This window comes from Limnohabitans sp. T6-5 (genome assembly GCF_003063315.1).
Lineage (GTDB): Bacteria > Pseudomonadota > Gammaproteobacteria > Burkholderiales > Burkholderiaceae_C > Limnohabitans_A.
On record NZ_NERV01000001.1, the window covers coordinates 547,668 to 562,312 of the forward strand.

The following is a 14,645-nucleotide window of genomic DNA, read 5'->3' on the forward strand; positions in this document are numbered from 1 at the left end:
CGACTGTTTCAGCCCTGTTTAACCATCTCAAGCGCCGTTCGATAGCCCCCCACCCCCTTCACATAAGCCAACAATTCCCCAAAAAACGGATGCATGCAAAGCGTGGACGAATCACCCACCAGCAGCAGCTTGCGCCGTGCGCGGGTCATGCCCACGTTCATGCGGCGGATGTCAGACAGGAAGCCGATCTCGCCTTGGGGGTTGCTGCGCGTCAAGGTGATGGCAATGATGTCGCGCTCTTGGCCCTGAAACGAATCGACGGTGCCCACGCTGAGCCTGCGTTGCAGCAGCAAACAATTGAGCACTTCGCTGTCTTCGATGGCGTCTTTTAAATAGTTGATTTGGGCGCGGTACGGTGCAATGACGCCGATGCTCAGCGGGGTGTGTTGGCGTTCGTCGTGTTCAGCGGCGTCGTAGGGCGCCAGCAGCTGCGCCAAGCGCTCCAGCAGCAAGTGGGCTTCTTCGGGGTTGGCGGTTGAACGGCTCTCAGGTATGGCCACTTCTTGATAACCACAGCCCGCCGTGTCGATGAATTCCACCGGCAGGTCGGGTGCAAAGCGCAGGTCATAAGCCTCCAGGCCCGCGTAGCGCACGCTGGGGTGCGGCACCAGTTGGCCACCATAGAACTTCTCAGAGCTGAAGCCCATGATCTGCTCGTGCATGCGGTATTGCGTGGTGAGCATGCGGGCCGTGTTGGGTTGGCGCTGGATGCACTTTTCAAACAGGGTTTCGCGCAGGCCTTCGCGGGCGGCTTGTTCGCTTTTCACGGTGGGCGGCAGCTGGTGGTGGTCGCCCGCCAACACAATGCGCTGGCCCTTTGCAATGGGTATCCAGCAACCCGGCTCCAGGGCCTGGGCGGCTTCGTCAATGAAGACGGTCTCAAAGCTCAGGTGGCGCATGTGGCGGTGGCTGGCGCCCACCAGCGTGCAGGTGATGACCTGCACCGATTCGAGCACGTCCTCGGTCATGAAGCGCTCCAAATCGTCGGCGGCTTGGCGCAGCGTGCGCGCTTCTTCACGCAGCTGTTGGCGGTGCTGTCGCCCCTCAAAACCAAAGTTGCGAACGCCTTCTTTGGCCAGTTCACTGGCGGTGTCTCGGTGCTGCTCAGCGGTTTGGCGCATCGCGTGCATCTTGGCGTAACTGGGGTGGGCCATCACACCGGCGTCGAGCGTGTGCTTGAGCAGCAGGTCCGACACGCGGCTGGGGTTGCCCATGCGGATCACGTTCACACCGCGCTCGGCCAGCTTTTCGGTCAGCAGGTCCACGGCGGTGTTGGAGGGGGCGCACACCAGCACGCGCCGTTCGCGCCGGATGGTTTCCAAAATGGCTTGCACCAGCGTGGTGGTTTTGCCCGTGCCGGGCGGGCCATGGATGATGGCCACGTCTTGCGCCGTGACCACATGGCGCACCGCCGCCAGCTGCGAGTCGTTGAGCGCACTGGGGTAATACAGGTCGTCGGCTTGGGGCTCGCGAAAAGTTGCCTGCCGGGCGCCCAGCAACACGTCGCGCAGTTCGGCCAAGCGGTTGCCGTGTGCGGCCATGACCGCGCTCAGGGCCTGGTTCATCTCGCGGTAGCTGACCTCGTCAAAGGTCAGGTCAATGCCCAGCGTGCTGCCGTTTGGGGTGCTTCCGTTGAGGCTGCTGCCGTCCAGCACCCAGTCGGGCAGCGCTTCTTTGGTGGTGGCCAACAGCAGCTTGTTGCGCCGCACGCGGGTGACCACGCCGCTCACCACGGGCCTGTCTGGCCCCGAGTAGCCGGGCGCATTGCTGAACAGCGCCGCAGCCGCCCCCACCTGGAACAAATGCAGGTCTTGCCGATGCGCCGGGCGCTCCAGCTCCAGCACCACCTTGCCCCCAAAACCGATGTCTTCTTGGGTGATGGTGACGGGGTACCAAGTCAGGCCACGCCGACGGCGCTCTTTGATGCTGGCACTGGCGTTTTTGAGTTTGAACTGCGCATGGTCTTCCTGTTGCTCCAGCTGCATGAGCGCACACACATGGCGCAACTCACGTTCAACAGAAAGATGTGCGATGGGGGTTGGGTCTTGATTGTTCAATCAGCCGCACCATCAGCTTTCCCGCTGGCTTTGCCCAACTTGGCTTCGTCCTCGGCCCAGCCTTCAATGGATGGGTAATAACGTGTTGAGCGACCGTCACCGTACCGGGTGAGCAGCCCAAGCCGTTCCAGCTCAATCAGGTCACGGGCTGCCGTGGGTGTGGAGGTTTGTGCGATGCGTTCGTGTTTGCGCGTTGTCATGCCGCCTTCGTAACCTTTGGGGCCAGCGTCCAGCAGCTTCTTCATGGTTTTTTGCTGACGCTCATTGAGCGATACCGATGCCATTTGGACCTGAAACCGAATGCGCTGAATGGCCGAATCGATGGTGCGGTTGGCGAACTCACTGGCCAGCGTGACTTGTTCCAGCATCCATTCGACCCATGCCGTCACGTCCATGCTTTTGGAACGCTGCGCTCGCTCCAGCTCGCTGTAATACCGGTCTTTGCAGGACTCGATTTGCCGCGAAAGCGTCACGATGCGCCCAGGCTGCCCCATGTCTTGGCCCATTGCCAGTTGCAAGATGGCCCGACCTAGGCGCCCATTGCCATCGTCAAACGGGTGCAGCGTCTCGAACCACAGATGCGAGACAGCGGCACGCACCAGGCCGTCCATGGGCTGCGGCCCCACCTTAGGCTGGGTTTGGTTGAACCAAGTCAAAAAAGCGTCCACTTGGCTAGCCAGGCCTTCAGCAGGGGGCGCGGCGTAATGCACCTTGCTGTGGTCCACGGCCCCGCTGACGATCTCCATGGGCACAGAACGCATTGCACCCACATCAATGCGCTGCATGCCCGAAAACCCAGTCGGGAAAAGCGCCGCGTGCCAGCTGCACAGCCGCTCCAGCGTCAAGGGTGCGTCGGTGTTGAGGGTGGCGTCTTGCAGCACATCGATCAGTCCCTCGATGTTGCGCCTGCCTTCGCGCACGGGGGCACCAGACGTGTCCAGCCCCAAGCGCCGGGCCACGGAGGAGCGAACGCTTTCAGGGTCCAGCTTTTCGCCTTCAATGGCAGAGGTGGTCAATGCCTCTTGCGTCAGCGAGTCGCGGATGTGGGGCTGCAGCCCTTCCAAGCCGATCGCCTCGGCTTTGCCCAAAAGAACCCCTTGGGCGTTTCTTGCCACAGCCAAGAGGCCCTGGACCCTTTGAGCGTCAAACGCCAGTGCTGGCCACTCAGGCAACTGCCAAATCCAGCGCTGATATGATTTCATGGATTAATCATATCAATTTATGATATGAATAGAAGGAAAATCGGATCATCAGCCCCGGTTTTAATCGCCCGCCTGCGCAGATGCGGGCAAGCCAAAGACCCGGTCGAAGCACCAGGTGAAGGCGATGGCATAAAAGAAAAAGAACGCCAGCAGACCCAGGTTGGCGACCAGGGCAGCGGTGAGCGTAATGTCCAGCCACAGCGACATGACGGGCAAAAGAATGATCACCAAGCCACCTTCAAAACCGGCCCCGTGGGCCAGCCGCCTGACCAAGGAACGGCCGCGCACGGATTGGCGCGACTCCCAGCGCTCAAAGAGCCAGTTGAAGGCGTAATTCCACGTCAGTGCAATGCTCGACAACACAACCGCCAGGCCGAATGTGGAGGCAGGCGACTTGTCAAAGGCCAGACTCAACACCGGCCCGACCACGGCGATGGCAATGGCCTCGTACAAAAGGGCCTGAAGCACGCGGCGGGTGGTGGGGGACATGTTGGGGAACGGGGTGATGAGTGCGGTGAGGTGGGCGGCTAGGCGTTGCAGGCCTCAAGAAGACAACACGTCCTGCTCTTCAGGCGCTTGCCCGCCTTGACGGCTTAAGAATGCCAGTGCGGCATTCACATCGCCACGTTGGGCACGTTGAGCAAAGTAGTCGGCCGTTTTCATGGCCGATAGCTTTTCTGCCACGGCACTCACAATGAATTGGTTCAAGGTTGTGCCGTCTTCACGGGCTACTTGTTCTGCCCCTGCCTTCAGTGACAGCGGCAAACGCAGTGCGTAATTGCTTTGAGTTCCCATATCAGGCTCCTTGAAAAAATTGCCGTGGTGTCATGACACCGATGCCAAACTTGCTCAAATGCTGTCCCGTGACCATGAGTCCCAATTCACTGCCGCGCCGTGCGCACATTGGGTGGCAACTTGCCCGGCGCGCTGGTGCGCCACGGGTTGATGTCCAGCCCGCCGCGGCGGGTGTAGCGAGCGTACACCGTGAGCTGAGTGGGTTGGCAGCGGGTCCAGATGTCCATGAAGATGCGTTCGACACATTGCTCATGGAACTCGTTGTGGTTGCGAAAGCTCACGATGTATTGCAGCAAGCCCGCTTGCTCGATCTGCGGGCCGCTGTAGGTGATTTGCACGCTGCCCCAGTCGGGCTGGCCGGTGACCAGGCAATTGCTTTTGAGCAAGTGGCTGACCAGGGTTTCGGTCACGGGCAGTTCTTCGGCGTTGGCGCTCAGCAGGTCCGGCGCGGGCTCGTAACGCGTGCACTCAATGTCCATGCGGTCCAGGTTCAAGCCGTCGAGTTCGTGCACAGGTTCGGCGTCAAACTGTTCCTGCAGCAGCAGCTTCACGCCCACGCTGGCTTGCACCGCGCCGCCGTGCCAGATGGCGGCGCTGATGTCGCGGCGAATCATGTCGCGCACTGCGTCAGCGCTTTCCAAGCGGGTGTTGTTGAAGCTGTTGAGGTAGAGCTTGAAGGATTTGCTTTCCACAATGTGTGTGCTCTCGGCGGGCACGGTGATGTGCGCCAGCGCCACTTGCGGCTTACCCTTGGTATTGAGCCATGACAGCTCAAACGCGGTCCACAAGTCGGCCCCAAAAAACACGGGCTGACCGGTGACACCGATCTCTGCACGCTTGGTGGCACGGGGAATGGGGAACAGCAAACCCGCGTCATACTGGTCCACATAGGCGCTGGATTTGCCCAACTGCGATTGTTCTGGCGAATTCATGCTTGCACCTTGCGACGGAAAACGAGTCGGTCCGGCTCGGACACCTGGGGGTCGTAGGCGTAGCCTTCCAGATCAAAACCCAGCAGGCCTTCGGGGTGGGTGATCTTGTTTTGGATGGCATAGCGCGCCATCAAGCCCCGCGCACGCTTGGCGTTGAAGCTGATGATCTTGTATTTGCCACCCTTGAAGTCTTCAAACACGCATTCAATCACCCGTGCCTTGAGGGTTTTGCGGTCCACCGACTTGAAGTACTCCTGCGATGCCAGGTTAACGATGACCGGGGTTTTGTCTTTGGCCAGCTGGGCGTTCAGGTACTCGGCAATTTGCGGCCCCCAGAACTTGTAGAGGTTGCTGCCCTTGTCGGTTTGCAGCGTGGTGCCCATTTCCAGGCGGTAGGGCTGCATCCAGTCCAGCGGGCGCAGCACGCCGTACAAGCCACTCAAAATGCCCACATGGGTTTGCGCCCACTCCAGGTCTTGCGCTGACAAGGTCTTGGCGTCCAGGCCTTCATACACATCGCCATTGAAGGCCAGCACGGCTTGCTTGGCGTTCTTGGCGGTGAACTTGGGCGTCCAGGCTTCGTAGCGGGCCACGTTCAGGGCCGACAGCGCGTCGGACAAGTCCATCAGCTCGGCGATTTGCTGGGGCGACTTCTGGCGCAGCACCTCGATCAGGGCCTGCGATTGCGGCACGAACTGGGGCAGCGTGTGGGGCACGCCTGCGGCGGGGGTTTCGTAATCCAGAGATTTGGCGGGTGACAATAAGAACAACATGCTCGACATCCTTTACCTGGACGATTATCTCGCCATCGTCAACAAACCCGCCGGCTGGTTGGTGCATCGCACGCCGCTCGACAAGGGTGAAACCCGCTTTGTGCTGCAAACCCTGCGCGACCAAATCGGGCAACACGTCTGGCCCGTGCACCGCTTGGACAAAGGCACCAGTGGCGTGCTGGTGTTTGCCCTGAGTGCCGAGGTGGCCCGCACGCTGGGGCAGGCTTTTGAAACCGGCGATGGCCTGCACAAGGAGTACCGCGCCATCGTGCGCGGCTGGCCCTTGGACGAAGGCCTGATTGACCACCCCTTGAAGCGCATGCCCGACGACATGCGCACCGAGCGCGAAGAAATCCAGCCCGCCCAAACGCGCTACACCACGCTGCGCCGGGGCGAGCTGCCCATTGCACAGGGCGACTTTGCCAGCCTGCGCTGGGCCGAAGTGCAGCTCCAACCCCTGACGGGCCGTCGCCACCAGCTGCGCCGCCACATGAAGCACATCGCCCACCCCATCATTGGCGACGCGACGCACGGCAAGGGGCCGCTCAACCGGGCGGTGGCTGAGTTACTTGGGCTGCAGCGGCTCTGGCTACACGCTGAAAGCTTGGAATTGCCGCACCCGGTCAGCGGGCAGCAGTTGCGTTTGGCAGCGCCGCTGCCCAGCGAATGGGCGGTTTGGGATGCTTTTGCCATGCGGGCATACGGCTGAATTCTGAAAACCTTCGCGACGGGGGCGTCGCTCCCACATGGGTACTGCGCCCCATTTTTGTGGGAGCCCCGCCCTCGGGGCGATGGGTGGTGGTGCGCAAGGCTTTTCGCGACGTGGGCGTCGCTCCCACAAGGGTAAATCCCCACAGCGGGGGCGGTTGTCACCCAACGGATAACGTTCGGCTCGGTTTTCCATAAGATGCCGAACTCGGACGATATCGTGCGCCAAGCTTCTACAAACCGCGACGACCCATTTCATGAGCCTGCTTTTCACGCCTTTCACCTTCGAAGCACCAGCTGGCCCGCTCACCTTGCCCAACCGCATAGTGATCGCGCCCATGTGCCAGTACTCAGCGATTGACGGCCAAGCCAACGACTGGCACCTGACGCACTGGACCAACCTGCTCAACAGCGGCGCGGGCATGCTGACCCTGGAGGCCACGGCCATCTCGCCCGAAGGCCGCATCAGCCCTGGCTGCCTGGGCCTGTGGGACGACGCCACGGCGCAAGCCTTGAGCGACAAGCTCCAACGCGCCCGGCGGCTGGCGCCTCAGATGCCTGTGTGCATCCAGGTCAGCCATGCAGGGCGCAAAGCGTCGAGCGCCGAGCCTTGGAACGGCGGCATGCTGATCAAGCCGCAAAACGGCGGTTGGCAGCCGCTGGCCCCCAGCGCCCTGCCCCATTTGCCGCAAGAAGCTCCGCCAACCGCCATGTCGCTGGCCGATTTGGAGAAGGTCAAAAAGGATTTCATCTACACCGCCAAGCAAGCGCAAGCCATGGGCATCGAGGCGCTGGAGCTGCACGCTGCGCACGGCTACCTGCTGCACCAGTTCCTGTCACCCCTGTCCAACCAGCGCACCGACGCCTACGGCGGCAGCTTTGAGAACCGCATCCGCTTTGTGATGGAGGTGTTCTATGACGTGCGCCAAGCCTTCAGCGGCACGCTGGGCATCCGCATCTCGGGCACCGACTGGGTCGAGGGCGGCTGGACGATTGACGAAACATGCGAACTGGCCGCCCAGATCAAGCAGGCCGGTGCGCAATTTGTGCACATTTCGTCCGGCGGGGTGTCGCCCCTGCAAAAAATCCCGGTCGGCCCCGAATACCAAGTGCACCTGGCCAAAGCCGTCAAGGAACGCTCGGGGCTGACCACCTTTGCCGTAGGCATGATCACCGAGCCAGCACAGGCCGAAGCCGTGTTGCAGCGCGGTGATGCCGACCTGGTGGCCTTGGCCAGGGCCTTCCTGTACAAGCCCCGCTGGGGCTGGGAAGCCGCCGCCGCACTGGGCGGCCAGGTGAAGGCCCAGTCAGCCTATTGGCGCTGCCTGCCCCGCGAGGCCGCTGGCATTTTTGGCGATGTCAAGATCGGCATGCGTTGACGACAAACGTCGGACTTGAAGGTACCGACCTCCAAGGCGATACCCGTAGGTCGGCGGCTTCAGCCCCGACATGGGCCTGCGCCAAAGCCAAAAACGTCGGAGCTGAAGGTGCCGACCTACAAGACTGTCCAGTTAGTCGGTAGCTTCAGCCAGGGCGTGATTTTTTCAAAGACGGATCAATTCACCCGCCAAGGTGTTCAATCGGCTGCCAGGTTTGGTCAATTCGGTGACCACGCTGAAGTGGTTCTGGCCCGGCAAGTCTTCACACACCGGAACCGTCTTCGGCCCCCAGGCTTGATGAATCAAGCGGTTGTGCCGCAAAAATTCCGGGCTCTCGTCAGCACCCACCACCGTGTAAAGAACGCCTTTGCGAGGGCGCTGCCATCTGGCAGGGCTGGCCATGCGCACATGGGCGGGGGTGATGCGCAAATCCGCCTGTACAAAAGGCGTTTTGCGCACCGGTTCCAAATCAAACAGGCCGGAGATTGACAGGGCCTTGCGCACCAGGCCTGCTGGCAAATCTCGGCCCACGGCCTTCCAGTTGCACGCCAGCAACATGACCGCCAAATGGCCGCCTGCCGAATGCCCGATGACAGTGATGTTGTCGCGATCACCGCCGTATTGCGCAATGTGCCGCCAGACCCAAGCCGTGGCTTTGGCCATCTGCAAGGCGATGTCGGGCACGGTGACGGGCTGCTCTTCAGTGCCTGGGCAAAGTGCGTAATTGACAACCACCGTGCAAGCACCCATGTCATGCAATGCGGGGGCCACAAAAGAATGGTCTGCTTTGTCCAGGCTGCGCCAGTAGCCGCCGTGAATGAATATCACCACAGGCGCGTCTTTTTTCTTTGCAGGGAAGATGTCCAGCGTTTCCTTCGGCCCGTCCCCGTAAGGCACGTCGAGTGTGCACTCAAGGGCTTCACGGGCCTGGGCCGAGGCGTTCATCCAATGCGCAAAGTGGTCCGCAAAATCCGGCACCAGTGCACGGTTGTTGTACATGCGGTCATGCCAGGCGGCGTCTTTGAGGGCCATGAAAAGTCTCCTGAAAAGTCGGTCCGCCATCTTGTCACATCGCCTGCAGCCTGCCTGCCCAATGCGAGACAGTCACAAAGACACTGCCCGCAGCGCTGTCAAATTTTCATTTCCAGGCGCAGCTGGACCATGCGCCAATTGGGCGTGGTGGTGCGGGCCACCTCGGACACACTGTGTCCGATATAGCTCGTGCCGGTGATGTAGTCACGCGGCGTGAGGTTACTCACCGTCAGGCGCAGACCTGTCGCGGCAGACACTTTCCACAAGGCATACACATCCAGCACTTGCTTGGTGCCCTGATAGGCCCATTGCTGATCACTGCGGCGGGTGTCGTAATCGGGGTTCCAATTGAAGTTGCCCCCCAGCGTCAAGGGCAAGCTGCGCAAGCGGTAATCGCCGCCGAAGTTGGCGGTCATGCTCGGTTGCTGATCGAGCCGGTTATTGGGGCCTGGCACCTGCAACACTTTGGAATGGAAAAAACTCACATTGCTGCGAATGTCGATTGGCAAGGCGTCCGTCCAGGCCTGGTCGAGGCGGAACTTGGCCTCCAACTCCAGGCCTTGCGTCACGGCATCGCCCACATTCATGGGCGTGGAGACCCATTTGTTGGTGCTGGTGTTCAGCGCCGTGGTGTAACGGATCAAATCGCTGATGTTGCGGCGAAACACATTGGCACTCAAAACACCGCCGCTGGCCAGATAACGCTCAAAAGCCACATCCACGCCCGTAGCCAACTCTGGACGCAAATCGGGGTTACCCACGCGATCGGGTCGGGTCGGGCTGTTGGGCTCACGCGAAGGCACATAGCGCGCCACCAGGTTGTAGAGCGTGGGCGTTTTGTAGCTGCGCGTCAGGCTCATGCGCACCTGGTCGCGCTTGTCGGCATCGGGCTTCCAGACTGCATGCAGCAAGGGCGTCAAAACCGCACTGTGGTTGGACTTGAAGCCCTGCTCGTTGGTGCCCTCGGTCAAGATCGACTCGTAGCGCAAGCCACCATGGGCTGACCAATTGGGGTTGATTTTGAATTCGTCCTGCGTGTAGCCAGCCCAGCGGAAGGTGCGCGCCTGCAAATCGCCGCCGTCCTCCGATACTGCGGCATTGGCCGCCTCCACACGTCGCACGCCTTCCAGCTCCAGCCCGCTGACGACCTGGTGGCCGTTTTCCATGGCGCGGGTCCATTTGCCGTTCAGGCTGTAGGACTTGTCCACAAAATTTTGTGTCTCAAAGGTATTGAGCAACAAAGGCGTGGTCGCACCGGTCTGGTCGAAACGGTAATCGTATTTGGACTGCCCCACCCCGAAACGCACTTCCAGACGGTCATCGGCCGAGAGGCGCTGCGCCCACTGACCATTCAAACGCCCCATGGAAAATATGCTGCGGTTTCTGGTGTTGGCACTGTCAGACAGCAGCACCGAAGGCCCCGACAACTGCCGCGACTGGATCTGCCCCAGCGCCTCGTACTCCGAATAGATCAGAAAAGGCGTGAGCGTCAGGGTTTTGCCCTGCTCGCCGCGCCATTGCAAACGGGCATTGGCGTGAATCGCCTTTCGATGCCCGACAGCCTTGACATCTTTTTGACGCTCATCGCCTGTATCGGTCTCGGTCAGCGTGTGGCTCTCGTCGGGGCGGTACTGGTCCATGGCCGACAAAGTGAAGGTGCCCCCCAGGGGCTCGGTCTTGAGGTTGTGCACCCAATTGACTTGAGACGAGCCCTCGCCATGCTCCTGGGTGCGTGTGATCTTCAAATCATCGGGGTTGGCCTTTTGCCCCTCACGCAAAACGATGTTGATGGTGCCTGCAATCGCACGGGCTCCCGTTTCGGCTGTGGGTGCCCGCATGATTTCGATCTTCTCGACCTGCTCAGGCGTGAGCGAATCAATGGAAAAGCCCGGCGGCACACGCTCGCCGTCCATCAGGATCTGGGTATAACCGCCGCCCAGGCCACGCATGCGGATCGCCCCACCCCGCCCAGGTGCCCCACCAAGGGTCACGCCAGGCAGACGCTTGAGCACCTCACCCAGGGTGGCATCGCCTTGTTTTTCGATTTCTTCACGACCAATCACGATCTTGGCAGCGGTGGACTCACGGCGAACTTCCGTGTCGTTGTCGCGGTTGCCGCGGATTTCAATCCGGCCCAGATCGGTGGCGGGGGTACTTGGTTGAGCCGTTTGTGCCTGCGCCCAGCTCGGAAAAAACGTGGCCCCGCAACTGGCGGCCAACAACAAACGAGATACGGGCGTCAAAGTCCAGGAGGCAGGCCGAACGACGCGGGGAATGGTGGGCAAAATTTGAGAGCGCATGTGCCGATTTTGACAGCGCCTCAAGTCAGTTTCTTGAAGCCCGGGTAAAGACCATGCCCCGGAGCTCCGCCAAAAGATCAATCGCCCGATTTGAACAAGGCTGCCACCTTGCGCTTGGGCTTGATGTTGGCCGAAATTGACGAGCGCACGGGCTTGGGGCCGCTGGGCTCCCAGCTGGGCGCCACATCGGTTTGCGGGGCCTCGTAGGGTTTTTCAAAAAACGGATCACGGCTGACCGGCGCGGGCCGGAAGCCCCCACGACGCGGAGATTCGAGTGCATCACGCGGATCAAACTCTTCGCGGCGACGGCCTTCGTAGGGGCGCGCACGGGGCCTGTCTTCGGGGCGCTCGCCCCATTTTCCTGCGGAAGGGGCTGCGGGCCGTGTGTCCAGTTGCAGGGTTTCGACCTCCAGCTTTTTCTTGATCAGCTTTTCAATGTCACCCACCAAACGCGTGTCGGAAGGACTGACCAAAGTCACGGCCAAGCCGGAAGCCCCGGCGCGGCCGGTGCGGCCAATGCGGTGCACGTAGTCTTCGGCGTTGAAAGGCACATCGAAGTTGAACACCGCAGGCACATCCTTGATGTCCAGACCGCGTGCGGCCACATCGGTACACACCAGTAAATCGACCTCGCCTTGTTTGAAGGCTTCAAGCGCTTTCAGGCGCTCGTCCTGGCTCTTGTCGCCGTGCAAAGCGGCAGTGCGCAGGCCTTCACGCTCCAGCGAACGGGCCAAGCGGCCGCAGCCGAGCTTGCTGTTCACAAAGATGAACGCCTGCTTGATGCCCCGGTCGTCCAGCACTTTGCGGATCACGCGGCGCTTGTCGTCGTCTTGCGCGGCGTAAAAACGCTGCTCCACCGTGGAGGCGGTCTCGTTGGGACGGGCTACTTCGATGGTGATGGGGTTTTGCAGGTAGCTGCCAGCCAGTCGCTTGATTTCAGGCGAGAAAGTGGCAGAGAACAGCAGCGTGGTGCGTTGCTTGGGCAGATAGCTCAAGATGCGCTGCAAGTCGGGCAAAAAGCCGATGTCCAGCATGCGGTCGGCTTCGTCCAGCACCACATATTCGACTTGGTTGAGCACCGCGTTTTTGGCTTCGATATGGTCCAACAAACGGCCTGGCGTGGCCACCAGCACCTCAACGCCTTTTTTCAGCTCCAGCGTCTGGGGCTTCATGTCCATGCCGCCAAACACCACCGCGCTGCGCAGCTGGGTGTACTTGGCGTACATCTTGATTTGTTGGGCCACTTGGTCGGCCAGCTCACGCGTGGGAAGCAGCACCAAAGCGCGCACCGGATGGCGGGCGGGCGAGGTAGAGGGGTTTTCATGCTTGAGCAGGCGCTGCAGCAAAGGCAACGAAAACGCCGCCGTCTTGCCTGTGCCTGTTTGGGCTGCGCCCATGACATCCTGGCCTGTCAACACCACCGGAATGGCTTGGGCCTGGATAGGGGTCATGGATTCGTAGCCCATTTCGGCTACGGCTCGTGCCAGCGTGGGCGCCAGCGATAAATTGGAAAAAGAGTCGGTCATTAACCCGCTATTGTCGCATTTTGGGCTGACAGGCCAAAAAACGGGTTTTGGACCTCAGGTTTTGGGCAGCGTGACACCGACCTGGCCCTGATACTTGCCGCCCCGGTCTTTGTAGCTGGTTTCGCACACTTCGTCGCTCTCCAGGAACAACACTTGGGCACAACCCTCGCCTGCATAAATCTTGGCGGGGAGGGGCGTGGTGTTGCTGAATTCAAGGGTCACGTAGCCCTCCCACTCGGGCTCAAAAGGTGTCACGTTGACGATGATGCCGCAACGGGCGTAGGTGCTTTTGCCCAGGCAAATGGTCAGCACATTGCGCGGAATGCGGAAATATTCGACCGTGCGCGCCAGTGCGAAACTGTTGGGCGGGATGATGCAGACATCGCCTTCGATGTCCACAAAGCTGCGCTCATCGAAGTTTTTTGGGTCCACCACCGTGCTGTAGATGTTGGTGAACACCTTGAACTCGGGCGCGCAGCGGATGTCGTAGCCGTAACTGCTGGTGCCGTAGCTCACGATTTTCTGACCGGCCGCGTTTTGACGGATCTGGCCGGGCTCAAAGGGCTCGATCATCCCGTGCTCTTCGGCCATGCGGCGGATCCATTTGTCGCTCTTGATGCTCATGGTGTGCCTTTAAGTCAAATCTTCTTATTTTAGGGTCTCCGCCAACCCCTGGCTGGAGACGACCAGCACCACCCGTCAGGCGCCAAGCCGTGTGATCAGCGGCTGATGCGCCCCACCACGCCCTGCACCAAGTAGTTCATGTTCAGGATCTGGGCATCGCTCAGGCTTTGGCCTGCGGGCAAAACCAGTTTGCCTTCGTTGTCCGAGATCGGGCCAGCGAACGGCCGCAATTGGCCCGATCCGACAGCCTTTTGCTTGGCTGCAATTTCATCCTGAACCTTCTTGGGCACCTTGGAGCCAAAGTCGCCCACGCGGATCATGCCTTCCTTGACACCGCCCCACACGCTGCCTGAAGTCCAGGTGCCATTCATGGCCGCCTTGACGCGTGCGGTGTAGTAATCGCCCCACTGGTGGGTCACGGCGATGATTTGGGCATCCGGCCCGATCTTGCGCATGTCCGAGTGGTAAGCCACGGCCATCTTGCCGCGCTCTTGCGCCGCCGCCATCACCGCGGTGGAGCCGGTGTGGAACGCGATCACATCCACATCCTGGTTGAACAATGCCATGGCCGCTTCGCGCTCTTTCGGTGGGTCAAACCAGGCGTTGAGCCAGACCACTTTGACAGTGGCTTTTGGGTTGACCGAGCGCATCCCAAGCGTGAAGGCATTGATGCCTTGCAGCACCTCGGGGATCGGGAAACCCGCCACATAACCGGCCACGTTGGACTTCGTCATGCGCCCAGCGGCGATGCCTGCCAAATAGCGGCCTTCGTAATAGCGGGCGTTGGACGCGGCCACGTTGGGGGCCGTTTTGAAACCGGTGACCGACTCGAACTTCACATTTGGAAACTCTTTGGCCACCTTGAGCGTGGGCTCCATGTAACCAAAGCTGGGCGTGAAGATGATCTGGTTGCCCTGTTGGGCCAGATCGCGGATCACGCGCTCCGCGTCAGCGCCCTCCGCCACATCGGCCACAAAGGTGGTCTTGACCTGATCGCCCAAAGCCCGCTCAACCGCCTTGCGGCCCTCGTCGTGCTGCTTGGTCCAGCCCGCCTCGGTGATGGGCGAGACATAAACAAAACCTGCCTTGATAGGCTCGGGGGATGGTTTGGGTGTTTGTGCTGAGATTTGGCCCTGTGCGGCCGAAAGAAAAAAGCAGGCGGCCACGAGCGTGGCAGCGAGGTTTTTATACATGGTAGTCCTCTACATGGCCCCGGGATTGAAAAAACGAAGCCCGCCGGGGCAGCGGGCTTCGGGGTGGGATTCTAACTGGAGCATAAAGGCCTTGTTCAGCCCTTTCATTGGGCCTCATGCCGAT

13 protein-coding genes are annotated in these 14,645 nt (G+C 60.7%); 2 read left to right on the top strand and 11 right to left on the bottom strand.

Going from position 1 to position 14,645, the window contains the following annotated elements; all coding sequences use genetic code 11:
- Nucleotides 1–8: 8 nt before the first annotated feature.
- The 6 genes from B9Z51_RS02205 to yaaA form a co-directional block, all read right to left on the bottom strand.
- Nucleotides 9–2,057, bottom strand: a complete 2,049-nt coding sequence (locus B9Z51_RS02205) for an IGHMBP2 family helicase (protein WP_108371391.1) — start codon at nucleotides 2,055–2,057, stop codon at nucleotides 9–11.
- A complete protein-coding gene (locus B9Z51_RS02210; RefSeq protein WP_108371393.1) occupies nucleotides 2,054–3,259 on the bottom strand; it encodes a Fic family protein in 1,206 nt (401 codons plus the stop codon). Before B9Z51_RS02210 ends, B9Z51_RS02205 begins: the two co-directional genes overlap by 4 nt.
- A 60-nt stretch (nucleotides 3,260–3,319) precedes the next feature.
- Nucleotides 3,320–3,748, bottom strand: a complete 429-nt coding sequence (locus B9Z51_RS02215; protein ID WP_108371395.1) for a PACE efflux transporter — start codon at nucleotides 3,746–3,748, stop codon at nucleotides 3,320–3,322.
- 54 nt (nucleotides 3,749–3,802) lie between these two features.
- A complete protein-coding gene (locus B9Z51_RS02220; RefSeq protein WP_108371397.1) occupies nucleotides 3,803–4,054 on the bottom strand; it encodes a toxin-antitoxin system HicB family antitoxin in 252 nt (83 codons plus the stop codon).
- An 86-nt stretch (nucleotides 4,055–4,140) separates the two neighbouring features.
- Nucleotides 4,141–4,986, bottom strand: coding sequence for an NADPH-dependent 7-cyano-7-deazaguanine reductase QueF (queF, locus tag B9Z51_RS02225; RefSeq protein WP_108371398.1), 846 nt, complete (start codon nucleotides 4,984–4,986; stop codon nucleotides 4,141–4,143).
- Nucleotides 4,983–5,759 carry a peroxide stress protein YaaA gene (gene yaaA, locus B9Z51_RS02230; protein ID WP_108372651.1) on the bottom strand — a complete coding sequence of 259 codons (777 nt, stop codon included), beginning with the start codon at nucleotides 5,757–5,759 and terminating at the stop codon, nucleotides 4,983–4,985. The genes queF and yaaA overlap by 4 nt, the downstream gene beginning before the upstream one ends.
- On the opposite strand from yaaA, the gene B9Z51_RS02235 reads away from it, so the two are divergent.
- Together B9Z51_RS02235 and B9Z51_RS02240 are read left to right on the top strand one after the other, a co-directional pair.
- Nucleotides 5,758–6,468 (top strand): pseudouridine synthase, encoded by a 711-nt coding sequence (locus B9Z51_RS02235; protein ID WP_108371400.1) that lies wholly within the window; start codon nucleotides 5,758–5,760, stop codon nucleotides 6,466–6,468. The genes yaaA and B9Z51_RS02235 overlap by 2 nt on opposite strands.
- Before the next feature lie 256 nt (nucleotides 6,469–6,724).
- Nucleotides 6,725–7,846 carry an NADH:flavin oxidoreductase/NADH oxidase gene (locus B9Z51_RS02240; protein ID WP_108371402.1) on the top strand — a complete coding sequence of 374 codons (1,122 nt, stop codon included), beginning with the start codon at nucleotides 6,725–6,727 and terminating at the stop codon, nucleotides 7,844–7,846.
- A 165-nt stretch (nucleotides 7,847–8,011) separates the two neighbouring features.
- On the opposite strand, the gene B9Z51_RS02245 is transcribed toward B9Z51_RS02240, so the two are convergent.
- The 5 genes from B9Z51_RS02245 to B9Z51_RS02265 form a co-directional block, all read right to left on the bottom strand.
- Nucleotides 8,012–8,878, bottom strand: a complete 867-nt coding sequence (locus tag B9Z51_RS02245; protein WP_108371404.1) for an alpha/beta hydrolase — start codon at nucleotides 8,876–8,878, stop codon at nucleotides 8,012–8,014.
- A 98-nt stretch (nucleotides 8,879–8,976) separates the two neighbouring features.
- Entirely contained in the window at nucleotides 8,977–11,178 is a 2,202-nt protein-coding gene (locus B9Z51_RS02250; protein WP_108371405.1) for a TonB-dependent siderophore receptor, read from the bottom strand.
- Between the two features lie 77 nt (nucleotides 11,179–11,255).
- Nucleotides 11,256–12,704, bottom strand: a complete 1,449-nt coding sequence (locus B9Z51_RS02255; RefSeq protein WP_108371407.1) for a DEAD/DEAH box helicase — start codon at nucleotides 12,702–12,704, stop codon at nucleotides 11,256–11,258.
- 54 nt (nucleotides 12,705–12,758) lie between these two features.
- Nucleotides 12,759–13,328, bottom strand: a complete 570-nt coding sequence (gene dcd, locus B9Z51_RS02260) for a dCTP deaminase (protein WP_108371409.1) — start codon at nucleotides 13,326–13,328, stop codon at nucleotides 12,759–12,761.
- A 95-nt stretch (nucleotides 13,329–13,423) separates the two neighbouring features.
- Nucleotides 13,424–14,521, bottom strand: a complete 1,098-nt coding sequence (locus B9Z51_RS02265; RefSeq protein ID WP_108371411.1) for a BMP family ABC transporter substrate-binding protein — start codon at nucleotides 14,519–14,521, stop codon at nucleotides 13,424–13,426.
- Nucleotides 14,522–14,645: the final 124 nt, after the last annotated feature.

Bases quoted from the DNA above. Each gene is read 5' to 3' on its own strand.
- yaaA (WP_108372651.1), bottom strand. From the start codon at position 5,759: ATGTTGTTCTTATTGTCACCCGCCAAATCTCTGGATTACGAAACCCCC.
- B9Z51_RS02240 (WP_108371402.1), top strand. From the start codon at position 6,725: ATGAGCCTGCTTTTCACGCCTTTCACCTTCGAAGCACCAGCTGGCCCG.
- B9Z51_RS02210 (WP_108371393.1), bottom strand. From the start codon at position 3,259: ATGAAATCATATCAGCGCTGGATTTGGCAGTTGCCTGAGTGGCCAGCA.
- queF (WP_108371398.1), bottom strand. From the start codon at position 4,986: ATGAATTCGCCAGAACAATCGCAGTTGGGCAAATCCAGCGCCTATGTG.
- B9Z51_RS02245 (WP_108371404.1), bottom strand. From the start codon at position 8,878: ATGGCCCTCAAAGACGCCGCCTGGCATGACCGCATGTACAACAACCGT.
- B9Z51_RS02220 (WP_108371397.1), bottom strand. From the start codon at position 4,054: ATGGGAACTCAAAGCAATTACGCACTGCGTTTGCCGCTGTCACTGAAG.
- B9Z51_RS02250 (WP_108371405.1), bottom strand. From the start codon at position 11,178: ATGCGCTCTCAAATTTTGCCCACCATTCCCCGCGTCGTTCGGCCTGCC.
- B9Z51_RS02235 (WP_108371400.1), top strand. From the start codon at position 5,758: ATGCTCGACATCCTTTACCTGGACGATTATCTCGCCATCGTCAACAAA.
- dcd (WP_108371409.1), bottom strand. From the start codon at position 13,328: ATGAGCATCAAGAGCGACAAATGGATCCGCCGCATGGCCGAAGAGCAC.
- B9Z51_RS02215 (WP_108371395.1), bottom strand. From the start codon at position 3,748: ATGTCCCCCACCACCCGCCGCGTGCTTCAGGCCCTTTTGTACGAGGCC.
- B9Z51_RS02255 (WP_108371407.1), bottom strand. From the start codon at position 12,704: ATGACCGACTCTTTTTCCAATTTATCGCTGGCGCCCACGCTGGCACGA.
- B9Z51_RS02265 (WP_108371411.1), bottom strand. From the start codon at position 14,521: ATGTATAAAAACCTCGCTGCCACGCTCGTGGCCGCCTGCTTTTTTCTT.